Source organism: Paraburkholderia sp. GAS33 (genome assembly GCF_050436645.1).
Lineage (GTDB): Bacteria > Pseudomonadota > Gammaproteobacteria > Burkholderiales > Burkholderiaceae > Paraburkholderia > Paraburkholderia phenazinium_B.
In genome coordinates this window covers 287,250-306,076 of the sequence record NZ_JBNDMP010000004.1, presented here as the reverse complement: position 1 = coordinate 306,076, position 18,827 = coordinate 287,250, and the positions used below count along the sequence as shown (strand labels likewise).

The window sequence follows — 18,827 nt, the reverse complement described above, 5'->3', positions numbered from 1 at the left end:
GGTTCAGTCAGCCTTTATTCCGAAGCTTGCGCCGCGTGTCTGTGATGATGCTGGTGCGCGCCAGAAGCACCCCATGGGGCCGACGCACCGTGCGCGCCCGAGGCGCCGCGTCCACCGGAGGCGCCGAGCGGACGGTCGGCCGGAATGGTGATCTTCGCGCCTTCCTTGAGGCGGTCGGAGCCGTCGATCACGATGCGTTCGCCCGCTTGCAGGCCGGAGGCGATGCTGGTGCGTTCACCGTCGACCGGGCCGGTCTTGACCTGGCGCACCGTCACCGTATTGTCGGGCTGCACGACATAGACGAACTGGCCCATCGAACCGTTCAGCACAGCCGAAGTCGGCACGATCACGGCGTCGTGAATCGTATTCACCAGCAGGCGTGCGTTGACGAACTGGTTGGGGAACAGCAGGTTGTCCGGGTTGTTGAACATGGCGCGCAGTTTGAGCGTGCCGGTGGTGGTGTCGATCTGGTTGTCGAGCGTCTCCAGCGCGCCGGTTGCGAGCGATGTGGTGTTGCTGCGGTCGTAGGCTGTCACCGACAGCTTGGCGCCCGCTTGCACCTGCTTCATGATCTGCGGCAAGCTGTCTTCGGAGACGGTGAAGATCACGCTGATCGGCTGCAGTTGCGTGATCACGACAAGGCCGTTGGTCAGGTTGGGCGTGACGTAGTTGCCCGGGTCGACCTGGCGCAGACCCACTCGACCCGACACGGGCGCCGTGATGCGCGCGTAGATCAGGTCGAGCTTGTAGGTGTCAATGTTGGCCTGATCCGACTTGACGGTGCCGATGTATTGCTGCACCAGCGACGCCTGCGTGTCGACCTGCTGGCTTGCGATCGAATCCTGCGCAAGCAGTGTCTGATAGCGTTTCAGGTCGAGGCGCGCGGTCTGCAGCAGCGCCTGGTCGCGCGCCAGCGCGCCCTGGGCGTTTTCAAGCGAGATCTGATAGGGACGCGGGTCGATCTGCGCGAGCAGGTCGTCCTTCTTGACCATCTGGCCTTCCTGGAACGCCACCGTTTGCAACGTACCGCTCAACTGGGTCTGTACGGTCACGGTAGCGAGCGGCGTGACCGTGCCGAGCGCGGTCAGCACCACAGGCATGTCGCCTTGCGTCGCCGTTGCCACGTGCACCGGTTGCGGCTGGTTGGCGAACGCGCCAGTACCACCACGGCCGTGACGGCCGCCCCCTTCGCTTTGCGCGCTCGCACCGCCGGCCGGGGCGCCGCCCCACGGATGCCAGCGCCACACCACGATGCCCACGACGACGAGCGCGGCGACGATCAGGCCGATCGTGCGTCCCCGATGCCGTTTGCCACGGCTTCCCGACTGGCTGGTCGCGCCAGACGGCTGCTGAGCCGGGGCGGATGTGCGTGAAGTTTCCGGATGCTTTTGTTGTTCGTCCATCGATTCGATCAGGTGGCTGGCGTGGAGTTAGGCAGGCGTGCGAAATACAACGCAGAGGTTCTGCGCGGGACGACGCGAAACGCGGGAAAAGGATCTTGATGCAAAGCCGTTACGTGACCGTGATTGGGACCGTTGCGAGATCGACACGTGACTGATATGCGATCGTCAGGCGGGCGGTGAAACCTGCCGTATTGAACTCGTTGCTCCTTGTCTGGATGCCGCGGGTCGCACGCAGCAAGCTTCGCGAAAGCATGATCCTACGTCCCTGGCTTCGCTACCGTCTAGTGGTGTATTTTTCGATTGGTTACGTGCGTTACACCCCTCGGGTCGCTGCATGTGATACGGGTCTGCAGCGCGCCGGTGGGGCGTCAGGACGATGGTCCCGGGAGCGCGTCAGGTATCGAGGCGTCGTCCTGGCGTGCCGCCAATCTCGAGGGCGATTCTGGCAATGCATTCGAGTAGCAGCGGGGCGGCGCGCGTCATCAGCCAGTCGCGCGGACACTGGTGGGCAGAGCCACCGCAATTGACCGCGTAACGCTCGCCCGATGGGCCGATGAAGCCGGCTGCGATGGCATTCAATCCGTCGTGCCATTCACCGGTTGCAATCGCGAAACCGTGAGCCGCCGTTTCCTGCAGCGCCTGCTGGAGGCGATTGCTAATATGCCCCCAGTCGTCGCCCTCGGCAGCCTGCAGTCCCAGCAGCAGTTTCTCGCGCTCGGGTTCCGTCAGCACGGCGAGATAGGCGCGGCCCACGGCGGTGCGGCTCAGGTTCATCCGCGAGCCGACCTCGAGGCGCGACACCAGCACCGCGGAACGCGGTTTGATGGCGTCGATGACGACCATGTCGAGCCGGTCGCGCACCGCCAGATGCACGGACAACGACGTGCGCTCGGCGAGTTCGATCAGGAACGGCCGCGAGCGGGCGCGAATATCGAAGTTGCGCAGAAAGCCGTTGCTTAGCTCCAGCACGGAAGAGGTGAGGACGAAGCGTTCGCTGTCCTGCAGGCGAAACAGAAAACCCGCGCTGACAAGCGTCGCAGTGATGCGCGAAACGGTTGGCTTGGGAATACCGGTGAGTTCGGTCAGTTCACGGTTGCTGAGCGGCGCGTCCGCGGCCGCGATGCAACGCAGCACGGTGAGGCCGCGGGCAAGCGCGGTAACTTCGTCTCCTGAGCCATCTTTCTCTTTAGCGGTCTCGGTACCGCGTGGGGGCTTGGATTCGTGCGTCATCTCATTTTTATGAAACATCATTTCAATTTGCGAACTTGTACTGCCTTGCCGAACCATGGGCGGCAGCACCGAACGCGCACCATAACGATGCACGCTGACCCCATTTCATCCGATAATTCATTGTAATAGAAGGACACACTTGACAGATTGCCGATCAGTAAGATTTTGCTTGACTTAGTCAGCATAACCGTAAAAAATGGAATCTCATTTCGAAAGGAAGGCGCGCGCATGGCTTGCGCACGACGGTTGGGCCACGCTGGTGTGACAGCAACGCCCGCGCCCGCAAGGGGTTCCGGCATGGAACACCTGCCTGGCGTCAGCCGGCGGCACTTTCGAGTCCCCTCTCTCAGGTTCTAGCACGGCCCTCGGAATGGCTAGAACTTTTTAAGGCGCCACGGCAACGTGGCGCCTTTTTTTTCATCCACGCAGTAAGGATTGGCGTGTGCCCAGACGCGGCCGTAGACGTCCCTTAGGGACGCGGCTCTGCAGTATGCAAGAGGTGTTATGCGCAACGCATTCCACCGCGCGATTGCGGTGAGGAGGCTTGGCCGTGCTTGCGTTGACCCAGTGCGGCCTAGCGTGACACGAGCGATACCGTCGCGATTCCGAGAATCGTCATTAGCAGAGAGGCTGCGACGTGGATGGCGATCTCGCTGGCGGCCCAGCCGAAGCGTCCCTCCTGCATGCGCTGCACCACCTCGGCGGAGAAGGTGGAGAAGGTGGACAGGCCGCCCATCAATCCGGTGATCACGAACAGGCGCCACTCGGGCGCCAGCCCCGGCCAGCGGCCGAAGAAGGCCACGGCCACGCCGATCACGTATCCGGCAATCACATTAGCGGCAAGGGTGCCGAGAGGGAGAAGGGGAAATACCGCGTTCAGACGAATACCGAGGAACCAGCGGAACAACGAACCCAATGCACCGCCGATACCCACAGCCAAAATGGACCAATACATGGAAGACGCCTGGCAAAGTCGGAATGTCGACAAAACCGGAATGAGCGCAGACGCGGCTGCGTCCGCAGACATCCGGGCAAACAGGCATCATCAGCCCCACGTGGGCGGTTAAGGGAGAATGCCATCTCCAGCGCGCAATTTTATCATTGCCGCGCTCATGTGGGGACAGGTGGGGGCGTCGGGTTCCGCCTGGCCGTTCATGCCACTTGCATGGATTTGTCACGCCCCGCGCGTCTTTCGGGTCTCCCCACGCTGCCTGGTGGCTCGTCGTATTGACGGCCTTTGTCAACTACGCAAAACGCCGACATAATGTACCGTCCCCAGCGCGGCCTGCCGGGCTCTCGAACTACTGCGCGTACGCATGAGACTGACAACCAAAGGGCTGTTGCTGATCGCGATTCCGGCCGTGTTCGAGCTTGCGCTGCTCTCGGCGCTGGTGAAGGCACAGGTGGACACCACCCAGGAAGAGCGCTGGGCAGCCCATAGCGAGGACGTCCTGCGCCAGACCTCGGCGATTCTGGAGCCGGTGTTGCTTGAGTCGGTGCGGCTGCGCGGGGCTGTTCTCAGCAACAGCGTCGACGTTACGACGCCCGTGGCGCTGTGGATGGATATCGACAGGCGCATCGACCAGTTGAACGATCTGGTCGCCGACAATCCGGCCCAGGTCGAGCGCACGGAGCAAATCCGCCAATCGGTGCAGGCTTACCGGCAGTGGTCGGACCGGGTTCAGGACCTGTTGCGCTCGGGGCGCCGGCGTGACGTCGTCGAGCGTTTCAGCGAGCTGGCGAGTACCGACGTGCTCGATCGCTTCCGCGCCCAGGTCGCGGCATTCCAGAACGAAGAGCGTCTCCTCGATGTGCAGCGTTCTACGGAGGCCGAAGCGACGCGTGAACGGCAACAGGTGCTGGTACTGGTTGCCGTGCTCGGTTCGCTGCTGTTTGTCGCGCTAGCTGTGTGGCTCTTTACGCGCGGCGTGCGCGGGCGCCTCGCGCTGCTGTCGGACAACGCGGGCCGGCTGGCCAGCAACGAGCCGCTGGCGCCGGTCGACTCCGGCTCCGACGAGGTCGCCCGTCTCGATCAGACGTTGCATGAAGCCAGCCGACGCCTGCTCGAGGCGGAGCGCATCCAGGCGCGCTTCCAGTCCGACCTCGCGCGCCGCGCCAATGAACTGGCGGCCATCAACGAGACGCTGCGTCAGCAGACCCAGGAAAACGAGATGTTCATCTACAGCGTGTCGCACGATCTGCGCGCGCCGCTCGTCAACCTCCAGGGCTTTTCGAAAGAACTGATTCATGCGTGCGACGATCTGCGCGCTGCGGTGCGGCAGTCGTCGCTCACGCCTGAGCGGCGGCAGCATATCGAACGGCTGGTGGACGAAGACATCGGTGAGGCTTTGCATTACCTGCAAACCGCGGTGCTGCGGGCCTCGCATATCATCGACGCGCTGTTGCGGCTCTCGCGCGTTGGACGGGTGGAGTACCGCCGTCAGCAGGTGCGGGTGCGCGATATCGTGCAGCGGGTGATCGACGCGATGCAGGTGTCGATCAGGTCGAAGCGCGCGCGCGTGTTGGTTCATGATCTGCCGTCGGTGTGGGGCGATCCGACCGCGCTTGAGCAGGTCTTCGCGAATCTGGTGGGTAACGCGATCAACTACCTCGATCCGGCGCGCGAAGGACGTGTCGAAATCGGTACGACGCCATCGCCGCCCGGCGTGCATTCGTTGCGCATTTTCTATGTGAGAGACAACGGACTTGGCATTCCGGCCGTCGCGATACCGCGCCTGTTCAACGCTTTTCAGCGCTTGCACGGCAACGTCGCGACCGGCGAGGGGATTGGGCTGGCGCTAGTGCGCCGGGTGGTCGAGCGGCATGGGGGCCGCGTATGGGCGGAGTCGACCGAAGGGGTCGGCACGACTTTCTATCTTTCGTTGCCGGAAGCGGAGTTGCGTGCGCCGCGCGAAGAGCCTGAGTTGCTGACGGCCGTCGCGTCGGGACTCAGTATGTGGTGAAGATGCGGCGCGGCTTCAGTAGCTTGCTGCCGCGAATCGACCAGTAACAGCCAAACGCGATCAGCACGAGCGCGCCCACGATAATCGTGTGGGGTGCCGGGCGCATGCCCAGCAGGCCATCCAGTGCGAACAGGCCGCGCACCAGAATCAGCACCGCAGCCCACAATGACAGCGCGGCTTGCACGAGCAGGCGTGTCGCGGTGAAGCGGCGTGCCCGGTTCTCGAGCGACCAGCGCGCGGGTGCGCGGCGGCAGTAGAAGGCAATCGCAAAGAGGGCGACTGCGAGAATGACGATCCAGTCGGTCAGTTCCATCGAAAGGGGCTCCAAAGTCAACCGTCGACTATAGGAAAGCCATTCGTTGCGAACTATCGGACTAGTCTCAAACGCATTGGCGTATCCAATACGAGAGTCTGGTGCTGTGGGAAGTATCTGAATGCTTTGGCAGGGATGCTGGAGGCGGAGGACGGATACGTCGAGGCGGCGCGATTGTCCCCCCGACGTGTAAAGCGGTCTTATAGCTCGATGCGTGTGCCGAGCACCACGAGGAATTGTCTCAGCCATTCGGGATGCGCCGGCCATGCGGGCGCGGTGACGAAGTTGCCGTCGGTGATCGCCGCGTCGACTGGAATGTCGGCGTAGTCGCCGCCGGCAAGCTTCACTTCGGGCGCGCAGGCCGGATAGGCGGAAATCCGCTTGCCGCGAATGACGTCGGCGGCGGCCAGCAGCTGGGCCGCGTGGCAGATCGCGGCGATCGGCTTACGCTGTTCTGCGAACTGACGCACGATGTCGATCACCTTCTGGTTCAGGCGCAGATATTCCGGCGCACGGCCACCCGCGATCGCCAGTGCATCGTATTGGCCGGGATCGACATCGTCGAAGGTCGCGTTCAACGTGAACTGATGGCCAGGCTTTTCGGTGTAGGTCTGGTCGCCTTCGAAGTCGTGAATCGCCGTCTTGATGCGATCGCCTGCCGACTTGCCGGGGCATACCGCGTCGACCACGTGGCCTACGGCCTGCAATGCCTGAAACGGCACCATTGTTTCGTAATCCTCGGCGAAATCGCCTGTCAGGAACAGAATCTTCTTTGCTGCCATCGTATGCCTCCAGTTGAACTGCGGAACACATCGAACGTTTAGCGAGTCTACTCCAACGTGTTTGACAGTACAGCGACGGGCGGTGCAACGCGCGCCTGCGCGTACGCTTGCCGCGCGCGCCGCTTCGCGCGTATTGGCTTTCAGGTGCCCGACGTGCGGGGCAATCCGCGCGAGGGCGTATCATGGGCCCGTTTCCGTATGCAGAAGCCGCTCACCGCGGTTCAAATCTCACAATGACACTCTTCACTCGCCGATCTCTTGTGCGCCGCACTGCCGCCGCCTTGCTCCTGCTGGGCGCGCTGGCTGCGTGCCAGAAAAATAACGCTTCGGCAGGGCAGCTTGCCGGCAAGATGGATGACGCCACGCAGCAAGCCGGCCAGGCGATTAACCAGGCTGCGAGCTACGTCGGTCAGCAGGTCGATACGGCGAAGCAGAACATCGAGTCCGCCTCGGCACCGACTATCACCGTCGATCCGTCGGCTCTTGCCTCGGGCGCGCAGGCCAATCTGCAGGGCGCGGCCAGTTCGGCGAGCGCCGAGCTCAACCAGGCGGCATCGTTGACGGGCGCCGGCCTGCAAAGCGCGGGACGCAAGCTGCAGCAGTGGTCGGATCAGACGACGGCGGCTTCGTCGGCCTCCGCTGCATCGAGCGACACCGACAGCAGCGACGCGCAAAAGCAAATGGACAAATGACGCGGAGCGTCGTGGCAATTGGCGCGCTTCATCCGCAAGATCGCCACGGCGGCGTATTGAGCGCAGCGCAAGCGTTCTAACATTCCGTTACGCATGCAAATCCGTTCCCGCGGCAACTAGGGCTACACTTGGCGTCTCCCGTTTTGTCACGGATTGCCATGAAGTCATGCCAACAGTGGTGTGAGTCCGGGGCTGCGCCGTCTACCGGCGGGCAACGGGCATTTCGCACTGCCTCTTATTTTTTCCGTCGTCTGGATTCCGACCCTTTCCCCCGCGGTGCCGTGCGGACAGCGCGCGCGTGGCTGGCCGCGTGGCCGGTAGGCCTGTGGGTCAGCGTGCTGGCGTGCTTTGCGTGTTTCGCGTGGACCCCTGCTGCCGCGCAGGCCGCTGCGGGGCCGGTGATCCCGGCTTTGCAGAGTCTGATCAATAGCGCGACCGCCAATCCGGCTTCGGCGGCATCTGCCGCTGAAGCCGCATCTGCACCGTCGCCTGCGAGCCAGGCCGAACTGGCCCATTCGCTCGACAGCGTGATCTCGACGCTCGACAACGATCGTCAGCGCACCGCACTCGTCACCCAGTTGAAGAAGCTGCGCGACGTCACTCGCAATGTCGCACCGGCCGCGCCCGCTCAACCGAGTCCGGGTTTGCTGGGTGCGATCGCCTCGGGGATCGCTTCGTTCGAATCCGGCGTGCATCAGGGCCGTACACCGTTGCGCTATTGGGCTGGGCGCTTTAACGCGGCCGGTAACGAGCTCTACACAATCGTCTCGAGCCAGGGGCCGCAGAGTCTCGGCAAGATCCTTTTGGACATGGTGGCGATGCTGGCGGGATGGGGTGCCTGCGCCTGGGTCCTGATCTATCTGCAGCGTCGCTTGCATACGCGCTATGGCGTGGATGCCACGCTCAAGCCGAATCCGTCCGCGGGCGAACTGCTGGTTTTCGCGCTGCGGCGGGTCGGTCCGTGGATCGTGGCCTTCCTTGCCGCGCTTGTGTTTGCGCGCGCCATGCCCGATGCACTCGGCCGCACGCTGGGGATGGTGGTGGCCTACGGCATCGTCGCAGGCGCGATATTTTCTGCGATCTGCCTCATCATGTTTTCGCTGTTCGGCTCGGGCCACCGGCGTGTCGCCGTGCGCGTGCTGATCGAGCATGCGCGCCGTCTGCTATTTGTGATCGGGGTGTGCGGCGCACTGGGCGATGCCGCGGTGAACTACGACGTGTCCCATCAACTCGGATCGAATCTGTCCGAGCTGGTATCGACCGTGGCGAACATGACGGCCGCCGTGCTGACCGGGTATTTCGCGCTGGCGTTTCGCCGGCCGGTGGCGCACCTGATCCGCAATCGCGCTTACGAGCCGCGGCACGATCACAAGGCCGCGACCGACGCGTTCGACGTGCTCGCCTCGCTCTGGCATGTGCCTGTGCTGGTGCTGGCAAGTGCGTCGGTGGTTGCGACGATCGGTGGCTCGGGTTCGAACGAGAACGTACTGCAGATCTCGGTGGTGACGGCGCTGTTTCTGGTGCTGGCGTTCTTCATGTCCGCCATCGTGTTGCGCGCAACGCGGCCGCGCAATATTCGCAGGCATCGCCGCTCGCCTTATCTGAGGAGACTGCTGCGCTTCGCGGGCACGCTGGTGACGCTGTTCATCTGGCTGGCATTTCTGGAGCTGGCGGCGCGACTGTGGGGCGTCTCGCTCGCCAGTGTGATCGAGGAAAACGTCGCGGCGCGCGGTATCGCGCACGCCGTCATGGCGATTTTCGCCACGCTGTTTATTGCTTGGCTGCTGTGGATTCTGATCGATACGGCGATTACCGAAGCGCTCAGTCCGAGCGGTCCGCGCAACAAATCGCGCAACGCGAGCACGCGTGCCCGCACCATGCTGCCGCTGGTGCGCAATGCGCTGTTCGTGACCATCGTCACGATCGCCGGCATTGTCACCGCAGCGAATCTCGGCATCAACGTGACGCCGCTGCTTGCCGGCGCGGGCGTGATCGGTCTGGCAATCGGCTTCGGCGCGCAGTCGCTCGTGACCGACCTGATCACGGGCCTCTTCATCATCATAGAGGACACCATCTCGGTCGGCGACTGGATCGATGTCGACGGCGGCCATGCGGGTACGGTCGAGCATCTGTCGATTCGCACCGTGCGGTTGCGCGACGGGCAGGGCGCAATCCATGCCATTCCATTCTCGCAGATCAAGATCGTGAAGAACCTCTCACGCGATTTTGCCTACGCGGTGTTCGAAGTGCGGATGGGTTTTTCGGCCGACGTCGATCAGGTCACCCAACTGATTCGCGAAGTGGGTGCCGACCTGATGTCCGATTTTCGTTACCGGCGTGAGATGCTCGGCCCGATCGAGGTGTGGGGGCTCGACCGGTTCGACCCGAACTGGATGGTCGTGAAAGGGCAGATCAAGACGCGACCGCTGCAGCAATGGAGTGTGGCACGCGCTTTTAACCTGCGGTTGAAGCGCAAGATGGATGAAGCCGGTATCGAGATTCCAGTGCCGCAGATGCGGATTTTCACGTCGTCGAAGGATAGCGAAGGGCAGCCGTTGCCGGAGGATGAAGCACCCGTGCATGTTCAAACTACGGAGCATGCTCATGCGGTGCACGGCGGGCAGGGCGGACGTCCAGCGGAGCTGGCGGTGGCAGGGGCGAGGGACGTCTCTCACGAACCACGGCCGGCGCCGCCGTCAACCGGCACTGCGCCGGTTGCACCGCAGATTCCCACCGCGGGTGATGCAGGGAAAAGTTAGACGTGCGTTTGGCGTCTTAGGGAGGGCGGAGTGCTCTGAGGGGCTTAGGGTCGTCTCAGGCGACCGCGGGTTCCACCACGGGTAGTGCGGGATCGCCGGCCTCGAACAGATCGTTCACGTGGGTGCCGATCTGCGATCCTTCGACCCCGTAGATATGCAGCGAGACGGCCGGGGCGTCGCTTGCATTGCCCAGCCGATGGATGCCACTGTATCCGGCCCGCACAAACGACACGGCACCGCGCGCGCGCGGAAGTGAGCGGGTTTCGCTGGCTCGCTGCTGTGACTCGTTCCACTCGTACACCGTCTCCGACAAGGCGCCGTCGAGCACGGCATAACCGCACCACGTCCGATGGGCATGAACGGGGCTTGCCTGCCCGGGCATCCAGACCAGTGCGGCGATGGCATAACGGCCGTGCGGATCCGCCGCCAGCAGATGACGCCGGTACGACTCGGCAGATCCCTCACGCTGAGCCGGCTCGAGCAGCGTCGGATCTGCCGCGGCCTCGGCGAGCGCCGTGCGGATGCTACGTGCAAACGCCGCGCGTTGCGACGGGTCGGCAGCATCGGCGGACTGCGCGAAGGCGGCGTCGAGCGCGTTGCACAGGCGTTCGAGCGTTCGCGGGGAGTGGTCGGCGGGCGACAGGTAGGTCTCGTGGCTCATAAAGGGCTGTTCAGGCGCTTGAATTCGGTTATCGGATCGGGATATTTATACCGGTTTGCGCGGAGAAAGAGTTTTCATATAATTCCCCTTGAAATCGAAAAAGTAGAATAATTTTCTAGATGGGGGTGTGTATGGGAATGGATATCATCGATCGCAAGCTGCTCGAGTTGCTCCAGGTCGACGCGACCATGCCGATCGCCGAACTGGCGCAGCGCGTGAACCTGTCGCAGACGCCGTGCTGGAAGCGGCTTCAGCGGCTCAAGGAAGCGGGTGTGATCCGTGCCCAGGTCGCGCTATGCGACGCGCGCAAGCTAGGGGTGGGCACGACGGTGTTCGTCGCGGTGCGGACCAACCAGCACACGGAAGAATGGGCCGCCACATTTACGCGCGCCGTGCAGGCGATTCCCGAGGTGGTCGAGGTGTACCGGATGAGCGGCGAGACCGACTATCTGCTGCGGGTAGTGGTGTCGGATATCGACGATTACGACCGGGTATACAAGCTGTTGATTGGCGCTGTGCCGTTGTATGACGTGAGCTCGAGCTTTGCGATGGAGCAGATCAAGTATTCGACGGCGCTGCCGGTGAGGTATACGGGGTAGCGGTCGGTTTATGGTCACGCTGCCTACGGCGTTGCCGCACCGGTCCAGCCGGTTCTTTAGTTGATACGCATGAGGGCAAGTGCCGGGTCAATCTCCTTGTCCGTCAGACCGTATTTCGCCATACGGGTCCGATGATCGGCGGAGCCCAAGTATGAGCGAAGTTGTTCGTTGACCGCGTCGCGCAGCCGATCATTGCCCTTGTTGAAGGAAAACGCGCCGACCGGAGAGCGTTGTCCGTCGCCATCAGCGGGGACGTGTGCCACGGCCTCGAATTCCCCGCCGCCAATGCGGGCCGACAAAATGCGGTTCCCTAACGCGGTACTCGCGTACGCATCGATTGCACCCGAGCGCAGCGCGTCGATCGCCTCAGGCTGCTCCTCGAAGATAACGAATTGATCTTCTCGCACGCCGGACGTTCTCGCCGACTCGTGCTGCACCTGTCCGGCGATGATCCCAAGGCGCGCATCATCCATTGCCGCCACAGAGGCATAGCTATCGAGGGATTTCGGATTGCCCGCCCGGACCAGAAATCCGTCGCCGATGCCCCAGACCGGCAAGCTGAATGCGACGTGCGCGGCACGCTCAGGTGTAACGAAGAGCGGGACATTCATATCCCAGCGACCCGCCTCGACGCCGGGTAGCAGTTCGTTGAAGGTCGTGAGGTGGTAGTCGATATGCGTGGCACCGATCGCCGTGAGAACCGCTTCCGCGAGTTCAATGTCCGCGCCGCTCGCAGCTTGCGCCGAATCGGTCCAGCCGAACGGAGGTTCTTCTATGTACGCGATCGTGACGTTCATTGTGTTCTCGCAGAAGGAAGCAGATGGGTCGAAGTCCGGCGACCGATAATTCTACTTCCTTTGCGAAACAGATGATTTTGTTCGGTTACCTAACTGATAAAGGTCGCTTGCGCTCAGGTTATCGATTCGACGTTCGGCCCAATGAAGCACGAAATAGGTCGCTTCATTCTCGTTCTGAAACAGTACATGGCGAGGCGCGTAACTGATCGAGGACGGGTTTCTGACGTCTCCCCGATCAATGGAAACCGCCGCCAGATAACCGCCGAACTTTCCTCGAGTGATTGCGCAATAAATCACGTAGCCGCGGTAGTAACACTTTGTCGTGGCCTGGTACATGGAGGGACTCTGAATGTCGTCTGTGACAACGTAGCACAGCGAATGAATTCACACACCTGACGGTTTGATCATCTAACTTTCCCGAGGTTACACGTCGGCAACAAGCCAATAACGCGCGAACGGAGAACGCCGTGGCGCCTGGTCAGGGCAGTCCCGCACCGTTCGCAACAGGCAACTCGGACTGCGCGTTGTCGTCATCGTTTTCAGCGGCGACGCGGCTCCCGTTTGCAAGCGCGCCAACACTGTTTGGTGCATCCGATGCATCGCATATCTGGACAAGCACACCGACGTCGAGTTTGGTGAAATCCGGAGCTGAGTCAGTGGGAAAAGCGCGTGCGTCTCGGGACGCATCATCTGTGCGGAAAACGGACGACTGGGTTCGACCGTCTGGCGTGATCAGCAGGCGAAAGACGGCAAGCGGCTGAGAGTCGGGCACGTTCCGCCAGCGATGAATCAGCGCGGGCCAGCGCGGGCGAACAGGGTGGCGTGCACGCCGCGGTCGCTGGCGCAGGATGGCCGAAGATGCGGCCGCGCCGGGAGACAGATAATGTTTCAACGGGTACCTCTTCTCAATCACCTTGAAAAGGCGACTCTCTCCGCGCTGTGGCGGTTCTCGAGCACGTCGTCAATCAAGTCTTCTGCCCACCTGAGCATGTAGTAGATCGCCTGACGGCTCTCCAGAAACAGGACGTTGTAGGGTGAGTGCTCGACAATGAGCGGGGAGTCGCAGTGAAAGCGACCGATCTCCGTGATCGCGCGAAAGGCGCCTGAGTCTTTTCGAACAGCGGCGCAGCACACGACATATCCACGATAGGAGTAGAAGAAGTTGGTCCTGTCCACATGTCCTCCGTTTCGATCAGCCGACTCGCACAAGCGAATCGATTTAACTCAACTGCTAAGGCCCGGCGGTCCAAACGATCTATGGGTCGAATGAAGCCGGTTACGTATGAATAAAGAAGCTGTTTAAATGGCCTGCACACGAATAGAAGTGCGATTTACGATTCGGAGTGCTTTTTATAATTTTTTAATCAGCCATTTTTGCCAAAGTTAGCACGACATCGTTCGAGAGGTTCCTGATAAATCTGTCAGGAAATGACTACGCCAGTGCTACAGTCTTCGCGGCTTTGTGCCGTTACAAAAAAAGAGGCCCGCTGGGAGCGGGCCTTAACACATATGTTGAGAAAAACCGCGCCGCTACGAGGGAGTGAAGCAGCGCAATAGCATTCTACCGAGCGACAGAAGCGATAGCGGTTCTGGTAATCCGCCGTAAGTAAAGTCGCGAAATTCTGCGCGCGGCGGGAAGCGAAGTTTTAGTTAGCTAACCTTGGAAAAAGAGATGTTGAAGAGGACGACATATGGGATACGCCATTGATCTGGATCGTTATAGTTGTCCGCCGCCACGCACGATACGAAATCGAGCCCGGGAAACAAAAGGGATGCATCGCTCGTCCCGGCAAACCGTTAGTTTCGTACGACACGCCGGGTGAGTTACTTCCTGCCTTTTTTCGGAATCAGAAGGTGTGCCAGTTCCTGCAGGAACCGGACAGGTCCCTCTGCGTGCAGCGCCTGTCCGCTGCTGAGTGCGCCGTCAATGATCGTGCCCAGCCGTAAAGCGAAAGTCTCCGGCTCGTCGACGCGTAAGGCGTGCGCCAGCTCCCCGAGCCGCCGGCGCAATTCTCGCTTGTGCGCCACCGCGACCTTGCGTGCCGGATGGTTCTCGTCGGCATATTCCGCGGCAATGTTGATCTGCGGGCAGCCGCGATAGCCCGGACGCGCAATGCGTTCGCCGATCCATTGGAGCTGTGCGTCCAGTTCCTCGCGCGGCGCCCCTTTGTGCTGCGCCGCAACCGCGTCCCAATGCTGCCAGAAGTCTTCGTCCTCGAGCAGAAGAAAGGCCTCGATCAGGTCGTCCTTCGTTCCGAAGTGACGATACAGGCTCGTCTTGGCGACGCCGGCACGCTCCACGATAAGGTCGACGCCCACTGCGCGCGTCCCCTCGCGATAGAAAAGCTCGCTGGCGGTTCGCAGAATGCGCTCGCGCGTGTCAGGTGCGAGCGTGCGCGCTTGTTCTCGCTTGTTCATTCAGGCTCAACCTCGAAGAGTTTCTTTGCTGCAACATGGTTTGATCATAGCAGCCGGTAGTGGCTGGCGCTACAGATCTGTATTGACGACGCTACCGACCTGTATTATAAAACAGACAGGTCTGTATCGTTATCAAATCCGACGAGGAGTGAAGTCCATCATGAATAATCGAATGACTGTTGCGGTTTACGGGGCCACAGGCCACACGGGGAGCTTTGTTGTTGCGGAATTAATGCGGCGTGGCTTTGGCGTGGTGCGGATAGGGCGTAACGCGGCGCGCTTGACGCAAAGCAGCGTGCGGGACTCGACTCCATTCCGAGTGGCAGCAGTCGATGACCCTGAACAACTCGACTCGGCGCTTCGCGGCACGGACGCCGTCATCAACTGCGCGGGTCCTTTTCTCGATACGGCGTTGCCGGTCGTCGATGCTGCGTTGCGCGCCGGGATCCCTTATCTCGACGTGACGGCGGAACAGGCCGCGCTCCAGGCGTTGGTCGAGCATCGCGACACGCGGGCACGCGCTGCTGGCGTGACGCTTATCCCTGCAGCGGCGTTTTACGGCGGGCTCGCCGATCTGCTCGTTACGGCAACCGCAGACAAAGACAAGCGGCTCGACAGGGTGGATATCGCCATCGGTCTGGACAGTTGGCATCCGACGCCTGGAACACGCCTCACGGGCGCACGCAATCGCGCGACACGGCTTATCCAGGGGCAGGGAACACTGGCGCCTGTGCCGCAGCCTGTACCCGAAGGCGTGTGGTCATTTCCATCGCCGTTCGGCAACATGGAGGTCATGATGCTTCCCTTTACGGAGGTGCTCACGGTCTCGCGTCATCTGGATGTTGACACCGTCGAGTCCTGGCTCGCTGTTTCGGCCCTGCGTGACATTCGCGATCCGAATACACCCGCACCTCGCGCGCATGATGAGCAGGGGCGGTCGGCTCAACAATTCGTTGTGGACATCGTGATCGCGCAGGGTGGAGTGACGCGCCGTGTCACCGCGACGGGGCGTGACATCTATGCGGTGAGCGCACCGATTGTCGTCGAGGCGACTGAGCATTTGCTGAGCGGCAAGGGCGTGTTGCGGGGTGGCGTCGCAAGCCTTGGAGAACTGTTCGATGCGAGGGATTTTCTTGCGGCGCTCGACACGGTGACGGTGTCCCATGAAGCGGTGCTGAGCCCGATATTCGAGAGGGGAACTGGTGTGCGCGAACGGCAATGATAGGGGCCACGGTCTCTAACGAGCCGGCGCGCAGAAACTGCGACTCATCTAGAGAAGGGCGTATTCCGCAAGCCCCGCGCAAGCCGGGTGGGCGTAGAATGCCAGGCTTCCTGGTCATTCATTTACACGAGAGTCGAGCTGCCTCATGAACGAACCGCGCAAGAAGAACCCGACCTTTGGCATCGCCGTGTTTATCGTGATCGCAGTCCTGGTTGTGATTGCCACGCTGTTGTACAACGCGATCAGTGGAAAGCGCGAATTCGACCGGGAAAACGCCGTGGCGCCCAGCGTCGCCTCGGCCGCGGCGGCGGCTGCCGGTGCGAGCGGCGCATCGCAGTGAAGCGCTGCGCGGCACCATCGCGCTTTCGTTGGCGCCTGCGTTTCGGTTTCGCTGTGTGAGAGCACGACCGGCGTGTCACCTTGGTCGCTGGCGGATGCGGCCTATCGACCTATGCGTCCGGCAGACGAATCACGCTGGCATCCCTACGGATCAGATTCGCGGCCGTGAGCATCTGCTTGCATTGATGCGACAGCAGTTTCAGCTCATGCACGGCCTCCGCCGGATAGTCTGCCGATTTCTCAGCCTCGATCACCATCTCATCGAGATCGCGCGCAAGCTGTTTGGTCAAGTCGGCCTGATTCGCGGGCGGTGCGGTGCCTGCCTCGGCTTCCGTAAGATTGTCCCGGACGACACTCAGTACGCGTTGTAGCGGCTGCAGGGAGACGCTTTCCGGCTGCTGCGCCGAGGTGCGCAACAACGGCGCCGCTGCTGTGATCTGCGAGGCCAGCACGTGACTGCGCACTAGCAGGTCATTCAGTTCAGGGACGAACTTTTGCGCTGTCTTGGGCTCGAGCATCATGCGCTGGAACGCCTGTCCCAGATTGGCGAACGCGACGTGCACGTTCTTGCGGGCGAGACGGTAGCGGTAGTCGCGTTCGAGCGCGACGGCTGCGGCTGAAGCGGCGGACGTGGCGGCTGGAGCCGCGGCAGCCGCCGCAGCCGCAGTGCTGGTTGCGCCGTTGCCGTTCGCCCCAACCGCAGCAAGCTGCGCTGTGCCAAAGTTGGCGCCGCCGAATCCCGCTGTACCAAAGCTGGCAGCCACGGGACTCGCCGACGGATCGGCCATCGCCGCAGCGGGCGCCCGCGCACCGGCTTCCGTCACCACCTCGGTGGCGACGGTCGTGGGCTTGCCGCTCCACCACCAGCTCGCTTCGAGATATTGCCGGGTGGCGGCAATCATGCTGTTGACGAGCTTGCCCATCAGCCGGTATTCCCAGTAAGGGAACAGATGACTGGCGGCAATCGCGATGGCACAGCCGATCACGGTATCGATAGCTCGTTCGCCGATGATCCGCATGCTGCCCGGCGCGAGCAGGTGGAACATCAGCAGCACATACGCCGAGGTGAACACGACGCTCGCGGCGTAGTTGAACAGCAGGAGGCTGTAGCTCATCACCATCGAGGCGAACATCACGACGAGCAGAATGTGCGGACTCTTGACGAACACCATCAGCGCGATACTCGCCGCACAGCCGATCAGCGTGCCAATAATCCGCTGTCCGTTGCGCTGCTTGGTCAGCGAATAGCCTGGCTTCAGGATGATGACGGTGGTCATCACGATCCAGTACGCATTGGTGAGCGGCAACAGCCGCCCGAGCCAGAAACCGATAGCCACCGCAATCGTCACGCGCAGCGCGTGACGAAAGCTCGGCGAAGCCATGGTCAGGTTCGAGAAGATCTGCCCGAATGGCACGCGCCGGCTCGATACGAAGCGCGACAGCGCCTGGTCCAGACGAAGTTCGGTTTCCGTGGTGCGCGCCTCGCTGGAGAGGCTCTGGCGCATCTTGTCGATCAGCCGTGTCGCGCTCCACAGACGCCTGAACGTAGCCGAGACCGCCGAATAGGCCTCGGGATTTTTCGCCGGCATATCGTGCTTGCGCATCAGTTCGATCTCGAACTCGATGGCGCGCAATTCGGCCTTCACGTTGATGCGGCTACGCGGCGGGTGATTCTGCAGGACGGCAAGGCCGATTTCTTCCAGGTCGGAGGCGGCCTTGCGGATCAGGTCGCGATAGAAGGTGAGCATGTCCGAGCCGCCGAACGTGTTGCGCACCATGGGGTAATCGGTATGCGCGCCCACGAATAGCTCGTGGAGATCCACCGTATTGATGAACAGGTTGAAGAGCATGGCGCGGCGCGGTTCGAGCTTGCCGCTCTTGAGCTTGGGCAGGTTGCGCAACACGATATCGCGGGCCGCGTCCTGACGTTCGACCGCGGCGATTTGCCGGGCGACCAGATTGCGGTAGCAGTCGTCGAGGTCGTTCTCGAGGTCGTAGAAGTCGGAGCGCGCGAGCAGGTAGTCCGCGCAGGCGAACACGCTTTCGGCGAGCGCCTGCTGTTCGATACGATGCAGTTGCCAGCGGCTGACGAACGTGGACCAGTAGGTGTACCAGAGGCCGCCCGCCAGAATCCACGCCGCATTGACGAGCGCCTGTAGCGGCGTGAAGTGCTCTTCAAGCGTCATGATCATCATGAAGAGCGTAGCGAAGCTGATCTGCGGCCAGCGGTTGCCGTACACGACTATCAGCGACAGCACGAAGGTCAGCGGCACCACGGTGCACCACAGCGCCACCGGGTTGACGGTGGCGATGCCGGTAGCGAGCGCGGACAGAAAGCCGATCACGCTGCACGCCAGCATTTCGTTGTGCTTGTACTTGAGCGGGCCCGGCATGTCGACCACGCACGCGCCGAGCGCGCCGGTCGCGATCGTGAAGCCTAGCTCCTGGTTATGAAACAGAAGCAGGCACACGATGGCCGGTAACGACACGCCGACCGCGATCCGCAGGCCGCCATAAAAGTACTGGCTATATAGGAATTTTTTGATCTCGACCGAATAGCGCATCGACTGCCTGGAGTTTGCGTACCACGACAAAAATGAGGCTGCAGGGAAGCCCTAAACCGATGATGAGTCTAACTGATTTTAGGGC

17 protein-coding genes and 1 riboswitch are annotated in these 18,827 nt (G+C 61.9%); of the genes, 6 read left to right on the top strand and 11 right to left on the bottom strand.

The annotated features are described in order from the left end of the window. Positions 1-14: 14 nt before the first annotated feature. The 4 genes from P3T24_RS15000 to crcB all read right to left on the bottom strand — a co-directional run bounded on the left by P3T24_RS15000 (position 15) and on the right by crcB (position 3,588). On the bottom strand, positions 15-1,403 hold the full coding sequence (locus tag P3T24_RS15000; protein WP_429435645.1) for an MdtA/MuxA family multidrug efflux RND transporter periplasmic adaptor subunit: 1,389 nt from the start codon (positions 1,401-1,403) through the stop codon (positions 15-17). A 109-nt stretch (positions 1,404-1,512) separates the two neighbouring features. Next, a complete protein-coding gene (locus tag P3T24_RS14995; RefSeq protein WP_429435643.1) occupies positions 1,513-1,656 on the bottom strand; it encodes a hypothetical protein in 144 nt (47 codons plus the stop codon). 140 nt (positions 1,657-1,796) lie between these two features. After that, complete coding sequence (locus tag P3T24_RS14990) at positions 1,797-2,633, bottom strand: IclR family transcriptional regulator (RefSeq protein WP_429287524.1); 837 nt, start codon at positions 2,631-2,633, stop codon at positions 1,797-1,799. 574 nt (positions 2,634-3,207) lie between these two features. Then, on the bottom strand, positions 3,208-3,588 hold the full coding sequence (gene crcB / locus P3T24_RS14985; RefSeq protein ID WP_074265013.1) for a fluoride efflux transporter CrcB: 381 nt from the start codon (positions 3,586-3,588) through the stop codon (positions 3,208-3,210). A gap of 74 nt (positions 3,589-3,662) precedes the next feature. Then, positions 3,663-3,726, bottom strand: a riboswitch (Fluoride riboswitch). Between the two features lie 223 nt (positions 3,727-3,949). Between crcB and P3T24_RS14980 the strand changes: the two genes are divergently transcribed. After that, positions 3,950-5,596 (top strand): sensor histidine kinase, encoded by a 1,647-nt coding sequence (locus P3T24_RS14980; protein ID WP_429435640.1) that lies wholly within the window; start codon positions 3,950-3,952, stop codon positions 5,594-5,596. Here P3T24_RS14980 and P3T24_RS14975 read toward each other — a convergent pair. Both P3T24_RS14975 and P3T24_RS14970 read right to left on the bottom strand, forming a co-directional pair. After that, complete coding sequence (locus tag P3T24_RS14975) at positions 5,583-5,909, bottom strand: hypothetical protein (RefSeq protein WP_429435637.1); 327 nt, start codon at positions 5,907-5,909, stop codon at positions 5,583-5,585. The genes P3T24_RS14980 and P3T24_RS14975 overlap by 14 nt on opposite strands. A 200-nt stretch (positions 5,910-6,109) precedes the next feature. Then, the gene (locus P3T24_RS14970; RefSeq protein ID WP_429287526.1) at positions 6,110-6,691 is read right to left on the bottom strand and encodes a DJ-1/PfpI family protein; all 582 of its coding nucleotides are present in this window, start codon (positions 6,689-6,691) and stop codon (positions 6,110-6,112) included. 233 nt (positions 6,692-6,924) lie between these two features. Between P3T24_RS14970 and P3T24_RS14965 the strand changes: the two genes are divergently transcribed. Beyond that, positions 6,925-7,383 (top strand): hypothetical protein, encoded by a 459-nt coding sequence (locus P3T24_RS14965; protein WP_429435635.1) that lies wholly within the window; start codon positions 6,925-6,927, stop codon positions 7,381-7,383. 158 nt (positions 7,384-7,541) lie between these two features. Next, a complete protein-coding gene (locus P3T24_RS14960) occupies positions 7,542-10,142 on the top strand; it encodes a mechanosensitive ion channel family protein (protein WP_429435633.1) in 2,601 nt (866 codons plus the stop codon). Positions 10,143-10,197: 55 nt separating this feature from the next. On the opposite strand, the gene P3T24_RS14955 is transcribed toward P3T24_RS14960, so the two are convergent. Then, the gene (locus P3T24_RS14955) at positions 10,198-10,803 is read right to left on the bottom strand and encodes a cysteine dioxygenase (RefSeq protein ID WP_429435630.1); all 606 of its coding nucleotides are present in this window, start codon (positions 10,801-10,803) and stop codon (positions 10,198-10,200) included. Positions 10,804-10,934: 131 nt separating this feature from the next. On the opposite strand from P3T24_RS14955, the gene P3T24_RS14950 reads away from it, so the two are divergent. Then, positions 10,935-11,402, top strand: a complete 468-nt coding sequence (locus P3T24_RS14950) for an Lrp/AsnC family transcriptional regulator (protein WP_074265007.1) — start codon at positions 10,935-10,937, stop codon at positions 11,400-11,402. Positions 11,403-11,458: 56 nt separating this feature from the next. Here P3T24_RS14950 and P3T24_RS14945 read toward each other — a convergent pair whose 3' ends face one another. The 3 genes from P3T24_RS14945 to P3T24_RS14935 all read right to left on the bottom strand — a co-directional run bounded on the left by P3T24_RS14945 (position 11,459) and on the right by P3T24_RS14935 (position 14,617). Continuing rightward, the gene (locus P3T24_RS14945) at positions 11,459-12,199 is read right to left on the bottom strand and encodes a transporter substrate-binding domain-containing protein (protein ID WP_429435627.1); all 741 of its coding nucleotides are present in this window, start codon (positions 12,197-12,199) and stop codon (positions 11,459-11,461) included. A gap of 909 nt (positions 12,200-13,108) precedes the next feature. Continuing rightward, positions 13,109-13,375 (bottom strand): hypothetical protein, encoded by a 267-nt coding sequence (locus tag P3T24_RS14940; RefSeq protein WP_074265004.1) that lies wholly within the window; start codon positions 13,373-13,375, stop codon positions 13,109-13,111. Between the two features lie 648 nt (positions 13,376-14,023). Continuing rightward, positions 14,024-14,617, bottom strand: a complete 594-nt coding sequence (locus tag P3T24_RS14935; RefSeq protein ID WP_429287532.1) for a TetR/AcrR family transcriptional regulator — start codon at positions 14,615-14,617, stop codon at positions 14,024-14,026. Between the two features lie 82 nt (positions 14,618-14,699). Between P3T24_RS14935 and P3T24_RS14930 the strand changes: the two genes are divergently transcribed. Next, entirely contained in the window at positions 14,700-15,839 is a 1,140-nt protein-coding gene (locus P3T24_RS14930; protein ID WP_429435624.1) for a saccharopine dehydrogenase family protein, read from the top strand. Positions 15,840-15,984: 145 nt separating this feature from the next. Beyond that, the gene (locus P3T24_RS14925) at positions 15,985-16,179 is read left to right on the top strand and encodes a hypothetical protein (protein WP_074265001.1); all 195 of its coding nucleotides are present in this window, start codon (positions 15,985-15,987) and stop codon (positions 16,177-16,179) included. A gap of 109 nt (positions 16,180-16,288) precedes the next feature. On the opposite strand, the gene P3T24_RS14920 is transcribed toward P3T24_RS14925, so the two are convergent. Further along, the gene (locus P3T24_RS14920; RefSeq protein ID WP_074265000.1) at positions 16,289-18,742 is read right to left on the bottom strand and encodes an FUSC family protein; all 2,454 of its coding nucleotides are present in this window, start codon (positions 18,740-18,742) and stop codon (positions 16,289-16,291) included. Positions 18,743-18,827 lie beyond the last annotated feature (85 nt).

What these genes read in the sequence shown, in the direction of transcription:
- P3T24_RS15000 (WP_429435645.1), bottom strand. Translation starts at nt 1,403, where the DNA reads ATGGACGAACAACAAAAGCATCCGGAAACTTCACGCACATCCGCCCCG.
- P3T24_RS14995 (WP_429435643.1), bottom strand. Translation starts at nt 1,656, where the DNA reads ATGCTTTCGCGAAGCTTGCTGCGTGCGACCCGCGGCATCCAGACAAGG.
- P3T24_RS14990 (WP_429287524.1), bottom strand. Translation starts at nt 2,633, where the DNA reads ATGACGCACGAATCCAAGCCCCCACGCGGTACCGAGACCGCTAAAGAG.
- crcB (WP_074265013.1), bottom strand. Translation starts at nt 3,588, where the DNA reads ATGTATTGGTCCATTTTGGCTGTGGGTATCGGCGGTGCATTGGGTTCG.
- P3T24_RS14980 (WP_429435640.1), top strand. Translation starts at nt 3,950, where the DNA reads ATGAGACTGACAACCAAAGGGCTGTTGCTGATCGCGATTCCGGCCGTG.
- P3T24_RS14975 (WP_429435637.1), bottom strand. Translation starts at nt 5,909, where the DNA reads ATGGAACTGACCGACTGGATCGTCATTCTCGCAGTCGCCCTCTTTGCG.
- P3T24_RS14970 (WP_429287526.1), bottom strand. Translation starts at nt 6,691, where the DNA reads ATGGCAGCAAAGAAGATTCTGTTCCTGACAGGCGATTTCGCCGAGGAT.
- P3T24_RS14965 (WP_429435635.1), top strand. Translation starts at nt 6,925, where the DNA reads ATGACACTCTTCACTCGCCGATCTCTTGTGCGCCGCACTGCCGCCGCC.
- P3T24_RS14960 (WP_429435633.1), top strand. Translation starts at nt 7,542, where the DNA reads ATGAAGTCATGCCAACAGTGGTGTGAGTCCGGGGCTGCGCCGTCTACC.
- P3T24_RS14955 (WP_429435630.1), bottom strand. Translation starts at nt 10,803, where the DNA reads ATGAGCCACGAGACCTACCTGTCGCCCGCCGACCACTCCCCGCGAACG.
- P3T24_RS14950 (WP_074265007.1), top strand. Translation starts at nt 10,935, where the DNA reads ATGGGAATGGATATCATCGATCGCAAGCTGCTCGAGTTGCTCCAGGTC.
- P3T24_RS14945 (WP_429435627.1), bottom strand. Translation starts at nt 12,199, where the DNA reads ATGAACGTCACGATCGCGTACATAGAAGAACCTCCGTTCGGCTGGACC.
- P3T24_RS14935 (WP_429287532.1), bottom strand. Translation starts at nt 14,617, where the DNA reads ATGAACAAGCGAGAACAAGCGCGCACGCTCGCACCTGACACGCGCGAG.
- P3T24_RS14925 (WP_074265001.1), top strand. Translation starts at nt 15,985, where the DNA reads ATGAACGAACCGCGCAAGAAGAACCCGACCTTTGGCATCGCCGTGTTT.
- P3T24_RS14920 (WP_074265000.1), bottom strand. Translation starts at nt 18,742, where the DNA reads ATGCGCTATTCGGTCGAGATCAAAAAATTCCTATATAGCCAGTACTTT.